The organism is Mesorhizobium sp. M4A.F.Ca.ET.090.04.2.1 (assembly GCF_003999085.1).
Lineage (GTDB): Bacteria > Pseudomonadota > Alphaproteobacteria > Rhizobiales > Rhizobiaceae > Mesorhizobium.
Genome location: NZ_RZOT01000734.1, coordinates 1 through 2,213, shown reverse-complemented (window position 1 = coordinate 2,213; position 2,213 = coordinate 1). Strand labels below are relative to the sequence as shown.

Genomic DNA, 2,213 nt, shown 5'->3' with positions numbered 1-2,213 from the left:
CTGCGTCTGCTCTGGCCGACGGTGCCGCATGTGGCCGACCTGGTCAGGGCTTCGGTCGCCAGTTGGGACGACAAACCGGAGATTGTCGTCGAGCCGGAACGCAAATGGCAGGCCTTCGGCAAGGCTGATGCCGCGCTGATCGCCTCGGGGACAGTATCGCTCGAGCTGGCCCTGTCGGGCGTGCCGATGGTGTCCTGCTACAAGCTCGATCCCGTGGCGCGTCTGGTCATGCCGCATCTCATTTCCGTCTGGTCGGCGCTGCTGCCCAATCTGATCTCGGACCGGACCCTCGTTCCGGAGTTTTACGACCAGTATGTCCTGCCGGAGAACCTCGCCAGGCAACTGGAGACGCTATTTTCCGACACCGGCATGCGCGCCTGGCAGAAGGACGGTTTCGCCGAGATCGCGCTGCGCATGGCAACGGACAGACCGTCCGGCGATATCGCCGCCGAAGTCGTTCTCCGGCACATCAAATAAAAAGCGCCCTTGCGGGCGCCTTTTTGATCTGTTCGCTCGGGCGCGATCAGCGCTTGGCGATCGGCACGTAGTCGCGTTCCGCGGCACCGGTGTAGAGCTGACGCGGCCGGCCGATCTTCTGGTGCGGATCCTCGATCATTTCCTTCCACTGCGCGATCCAGCCGACGGTGCGGGCAACCGCGAACAGCACGGTGAACATGGTGGTGGGGAAGCCCAGCGCCTTCAGCGTAATGCCGGAATAGAAGTCGACATTCGGGTAAAGCTTCTTCTCGATGAAGTAGGCGTCGGTGAGCGCGATCTTCTCCAGCTCCATGGCGATGTCGAGCAGCGGATCATCCTTGATGCCGAGCTCGCCCAGCACCTCATGCGCTGTCTTCTGCATGATCTTGGCGCGCGGATCGTAGTTCTTGTAGACGCGGTGGCCGAAGCCCATCAGCCGGAACGGATCGTTCTTGTCCTTGGCGCGGGCGATGAATTCCGGGATGTGGTCGACATGGCCGATCTCGCCCAGCATGTTGAGCGCCGCTTCGTTGGCGCCGCCATGCGCCGGGCCCCAGAGGCAGGCAATGCCGGCCGCAATGCAGGCGAAGGGGTTTGCGCCCGAAGAGCCGGCGAGACGAACCGTCGAGGTGGAGGCGTTCTGCTCGTGGTCGGCGTGCAGGATGAAGATGCGTTCCATGGCGCGCGCCAGCACCGGATTGATCTTGTATTCCTCGCAGGGCACCGCAAAGCACATGTGCAGGAAGTTGGCGGCGAAGTTCAGCTCGTTCTTCGGATAAATGAAGGGCTGGCCGATGTGGTACTTGTAGGCCATCGCCGCGATCGTCGGCATCTTGGCGATGAGCCGCATCGAGGCGACCATGCGCTGGTACGGATCCGAGATGTCGGTCGAGTCATGATAGAAGGCCGAGAGCGCGCCGACCACGCCGCACATGACGGCCATTGGATGCGCATCGCGGCGGAAACCGGTGAAGAAGCGCGACATCTGCTCATGCACCATGGTGTGGCGCGTCACCCGGTAGTCGAAGTCGTCTTTCTGCGCCTTGGTAGGCAACTCGCCATAGAGCAGCAGGTAGCAGACCTCGAGGAAGTCGCCATGCTCGGCGAGCTGGTCGATCGGATAGCCGCGGTGCAGCAGGATGCCGGCGTCGCCGTCGATGAAGGTGATGGCCGACTCGCAGCTGGCCGTAGAGGTGAAGCCGGGATCGTAGGTGAAGGCGCCGGTGGTGCTGTAGAGCGAGCCGATATCGATGACGTCAGGCCCGACGGAACCGCTTCGCACCTTGAACTCGTGCGTCTTGCCGGCGAGCTCCAGCTTGGCGGTCGACCCGTGCGGTTTGGCGCTCGGTTCCAGTTTCGTTGCAGCTTCGCTCATTAGCAAACTCCTTTTTGTTTCCTCATGCCGGCAAGGCAAATCCTGCAAACGACACGTCGAAATCACCGGAATGCGCGTACTCGCCACCGCATTTTAGGAGGTGCGTGCCAGATTGGGCCAAGGCCTAATGTTGCACTGCGAAACGCACCTTTCAATGCCAATCTTTTTGGGCCAGTTCGCTCCTAATCGATTTGATCCGCGATGCGCGCCAGGCTTTCCTCGCGGCCGAGCACGGCAAGCACATCGAACACGCCGGGCGACGTGCTCCGGCCGGTCAGCGCGGCCCGCAGCGGCTGCGCCACGGCGCCGAGCTTGTGGCCGCCGGCCTGGGCGAACTCGCGGATCGCTGCCTCGGCGGCCG

At 62.8% G+C, this 2,213-nt stretch carries 1 protein-coding gene and 2 pseudogenes; 1 reads left to right on the top strand and 2 read right to left on the bottom strand.

Features of this window, described 5'->3' with window-relative positions:
• Positions 1-477 (top strand): annotated as a pseudogene (locus EN781_RS31145) (lipid-A-disaccharide synthase); the annotation flags it as partial.
• A 46-nt stretch (positions 478-523) separates the two neighbouring features.
• On the opposite strand, the gene gltA reads toward EN781_RS31145, so the two are convergent.
• Positions 524-1,852 (bottom strand): citrate synthase, encoded by a 1,329-nt coding sequence (gene gltA / locus EN781_RS31140; RefSeq protein WP_126054475.1) that lies wholly within the window; start codon positions 1,850-1,852, stop codon positions 524-526.
• A 182-nt stretch (positions 1,853-2,034) separates the two neighbouring features.
• Positions 2,035-2,213, bottom strand: a pseudogene (locus tag EN781_RS31135) (glutamate--tRNA ligase); the annotation flags it as partial.